This is a genomic window from Desulfobacter sp., assembly GCF_050177295.1.
This window is the reverse complement of the sequence record NZ_JBFXHE010000374.1, coordinates 1-4495: the sequence shown is the minus strand read 5'-3', so window position 1 is coordinate 4495 and position 4495 is coordinate 1. Positions and strand designations below refer to the sequence as shown.

At 42.9% G+C, this 4495-nt stretch carries 2 protein-coding genes and 1 pseudogene; 2 read left to right on the top strand and 1 reads right to left on the bottom strand.

What is annotated here, in order from left to right:
• Window positions 1–258: pseudogene (locus tag AB7U36_RS19295) on the top strand (DHHA2 domain-containing protein); the annotation flags it as partial.
• Here AB7U36_RS19295 and efpL read toward each other — a convergent pair.
• Entirely contained in the window at window positions 255–821 is a 567-nt protein-coding gene (efpL, locus tag AB7U36_RS19290) for an elongation factor P-like protein EfpL (RefSeq protein ID WP_287564265.1), read from the bottom strand. The pseudogene AB7U36_RS19295 and the gene efpL overlap by 4 nt on opposite strands.
• A gap of 783 nt (window positions 822–1604) precedes the next feature.
• Here efpL and AB7U36_RS19285 point away from each other — a divergent pair.
• Entirely contained in the window at window positions 1605–3608 is a 2004-nt protein-coding gene (locus AB7U36_RS19285) for a methyl-accepting chemotaxis protein (RefSeq protein WP_428161275.1), read from the top strand.
• Window positions 3609–4495 lie beyond the last annotated feature (887 nt).

Genomic DNA, 4495 nt, shown 5'->3' with positions numbered 1-4495 from the left:
GATATTTTAATGACCATGAACACCCAGCGCACCCCTGAATTTTCAAGGGGGATTGCTGTTTTCTGCAAATCCCCCGTTCTTTACACAACCATTTCCGCCATACTGACATTCAACCTTGACCTGGAAACAATTCCCCCGCCCCAAGGCTTTAACTGCGGAGACGTTCATTTTTACCGCCAGGGAAACCTCAACCTGTCCAGAAAAAAACTTGAGCCGATACTGGACCGGTATTTTTCAAACCTTGAGCAACCGCATTAAGCCCTGGACATATATTTTCTGGTTTCTGTATTGACCTTGACCATCTCTCCGATTTCAAGATATTCAGGCACCTGGATCTCAACCCCGTTGGAAAGGGTGGCAGGTTTTGTTCGGGCCGTCGCGCTAGCCCCTTTGATGCCCGGAGCGGTTTGTGTGATTTCAAAAACAAGGGAGGCTGGAATTTCAATGGCCACCAGATTGCCGTCAATGAACATGCCCACAATATCTTCCATGCCGTCGGTGAGCCAGACCAGCTCATCTTCAATATTGTCTTGGGAAATCAGATACTGACCATATTCCACACTGTCCATGAACACATGCAGGTCCCCGTCCGGATAGAGGTACTGAACAGGTTTTCTTTGCAGGCCCACATCATCGAGCATATCATTGCCTTTGTATGATTCTTCATACTTCTGGCGGGTCTTGATACTGCTGAACCTGACTTTGTAAAGGGTGACAGCCCCTCTTGCCGACGGGGTTTTTACATCAATATGTTTAACCAGATACGGTTCACCGCCGATGTCCACCACCTGGCCCTTTTTTAAATCACATGCTTTTGGCATACGTGCCTCTCCTAAAATAAAACTTCATTGCTTTTATAAAATTTACGCTTAGACCCTCAGGCCCCAGACTTTTTTGCCTGTTTACCAGTCCAAGGGAGTTAAAGCAAGTTTATATTGCCAACCGGCCAGGGTTTGAACTCCAACTTAAGGAACTCAAATATCGTTTTTGGAATTATCTTAACAACGCCTGGGAACGCCTGGAAAAAGAGTTTGTATGTCACAAAGATTCAGGGCTTGTTTGAATTATTCGTCATCACCCCCAAACAGGGAAAGTCTGGGGGAGTCATTTGACCAAAAAAACGGAGCCTATCCGCTGGGTGGTCTTCACCTCAGACCATTGATTTGATCTTCCCCAAGTTTTCGATCCAGGTCACCAATAACAAAAGTAACCAACGCCGCTTCAAAATTGGCTTGGGAGTTCTTAAATACCATTATTGTTGACCCAAGCATTGCTTATTTTGTTCATGAATACAATCTCGTTTTTATCATGAAATATCCAGGCTGATGCCTATCTTTTTTACACTCTGTAAAGATAACTTTTTACAGTGTGCAAAGATTATTCAAGAAAATCACAAAAAAATTACAACCTAAATTTCTATAATATAACCATTAATACTCTGTAAATCAAGTAGATACGGATGGAGCTTTCGTGCAGGCATAGAATATGCTTGTCGGCACGAGGAAACAATTCAAGCCGGAGAGTGAAAAACATGTCATACCCTATTAAACATGGGACTCTAAATTTTGATCAACTCTAAACAAACAATGAAGACTAAATTAATAATGAAAAAACTAACATTAAGATCAAAATTAATCATTGGCGGTGTGGTGGCGGCAATCCTTCCGCTGGTTGTCGTGGGATTATTTTCAATAAACAAATCCGCCTCTGCACTGGTTAACATTGCACAGGGGCAGGCAAAGCTCACCGCACAAAATCTTGCAACCATGGTAAACCTTTTCTTGGAACAGGAGATTGAAAAAACCCAGACAATGGCGTCGGTGCCCATGATCCAAAAGATGATGAATAACGCCGGTGCGGAAGATTTCGAAAATAATTCTTCTGATGTGTCTGCTGTTGAGGCATATCTTTCAGAGATATATCAAAAAAATAAAAAAAATTACGATACTATTATTATTGCAAATTCATCCGGCCTTGTATTTGTTCGCGCTGACAGCCATGGCCAAAAATCCGGACTGAAAAAATTAAATGTGGGTGATAGGAAATATTTTCAGGCTGCCAAATCCGGTAATATTACCATAAGTGACCCGGTTATCTCAAAGGTTAGCGGGGAGACCGTTTTTGTCATCGCCGTTCCTTTCCAGGACAGCTCCGGGGCGTTTGCCGGTATTTTGGGATCGGTTGTAAAAATGGCGGTTTTAACCGAAAAAGTTGCGCAGACGAAAATCGGCGAGACAGGTTATCCGTTTATGGTCGGTAATGACGGCCTTTTTATTTATCATCCTGTGAAAGATTATATTTGCAGCTTGAATATAACGACCCTTGAGGGGATGGAGCACATTTCCAAAAAATTGCTGTCCCAGGAAGCAGGGGTTGATAAATATTTTTTTAAAGGGCTTGATAAGATTGCCGGTTTCGCACCTGTACCTGCTACAGGCTGGAGCATTGCGGTCACTCAGAATGAATCGGAGTTTTTAGCGCCTGTGGTTTCGATTCGCAGTATGGTTCTTGCCGCGGGTTGTATATTTCTGCTCCTGATAATTGTGGCGGTCCTGTGGTTTGTGAAAGGCATTATGGCGCTTCTGGGAAATGACCCGTCTGAAATCGCTAAAGTGGCCGACCAGATTGCGTCCGGTGATCTTACATATGAATTCAAAACCACCGGGAACCAGCTCTGTGGTGTGTATGCCAGTATGAAGCAAATGACGGACAATTTGAAAAATATGTTTGCAGACATTTCAAAAGGGGTTCAGATGTTGACATCGTCTTCCACGGAACTGTCGGAAGTGTCCCAGCATATGACATTCGGTGCAGAACAGTCTTCCCAGAAAGCCAATACCGTTTCTTCGGCCGTAGAAGCAATGGAAACGGCGATGAACAGTGTGGCAGCTGCCACAGAGCAGACCAGTACCAACCTGCAGATGATTGTCTCCGCCGCAGAAGAGATGTCTGCAACCATCAATGAGATTGCAACCAATACCGCCAAGGGAAGCCACACAACAACCCAGGCCGTTCAAAAAGCTGAACATATTTCCGGGAAAGTGGATGCGTTAGGCCGGGCAGCAACGGAAATCAGCAAGGTGACCGAAACCATCGCCGATATTTCCGAACAGACCAATCTTCTGGCGTTGAATGCAACCATAGAGGCAGCCAGAGCCGGAGAAGCCGGTAAGGGGTTTGCTGTTGTGGCCGGTGAAATTAAGGAACTTGCAAAGCAGACTGCCCATGCGACTGACGAAATCGGTTTGAAAATCGGCGAGGTTCAGACAACAACCAAGGAATCTGTAGAAGGAATAAAGGCAATTGTTGAAATCATTGACGATATCAATTCAATTGTTACATCCGTTGCCTCTGCCATTGAAGAGCAGTCTGTTACAACCCAGGAGATTTCCAATAATGTCAGTCAGGCAGCCACAGGTGTTCAGGATGTCAATGAGAATGTCAACCAGACGTCTACCGTGGCAGCCCAGGTCACCCAGGATATCCATCAGGTCAGTCAATCCGCAGACGAAATCACAGCCGGCGCCAAGCATATAAATGAAAATGTTCTGGAATTATCTAAACTTGCCGAAAATCTTAACAAAATGGTCGGCAGGTTTAAGCTATAAGCATCAAAATACGGACCTGCCGTCCGTGTTGGTCGGCAGGTCTTACTATAAAGAGGCCATAGGTGCTGGCTATGTAAATCCTGGTGGTGCATAAAAATCAGCAACAGTTTGAAGCAATGGTTCGGACAGTTTTTAGCACCTGGAATCAAGGGATTCCAGCTATACAGCCATTTATTTGCAACTCAGCCTATACGTTGGGTTCTAAATAATTATTCGGCGTTCATCAAAACCTTAATAACAGGGCCTTTCGGACTTTCAAAAACTGTCCGAAGTATTGTGAAGAGCAGATTAAAATTATTACCTCTTAAGAATGTTATCAGTAATAGGAAACCCCACAATTTTGGTATAAAAGCTCGTTTTTCGGGAGGCGGCGATGGGCACAATATCTTGTACCCTTCTTTATTCTGTTGAGGAAAGATAATGATATATAGAATTTAATCTTGCGTTTCCCTACCGGGGATGTTTAATCTCCAAATTAAATTGATTATTACTTTGGGGTCAAACTCTCTTTTCAAATCTGAGGTTATGGAATGAATATGAATAGTCAAGAAAACTACCAGAAACTGTGGATATTGGATTATGCAAGATTTTAAAAATTCCAATCCCATTTTAAGACAATCAATTTCAACATACAGCAAAAATAAAACTCAGAAAAACCGGAACAGAGTGTATGAATCGATTTCAAAGGGGCCTCTTTTGGTTGTTGTTGACACTGTCCCTGAAAGTTTCTTACTGAAGCAGTTATCGAATGAAGAATATTCATTAGACATTTTCGGAAATAATAATTATCTTTCATTGTCAGCAAACATGCTGGCAGTTTGATTGTTTTTTAATTCTATAATGGAGCCTCCCTCATGATTTTTTATGAAACTACAATCAAAAATCCT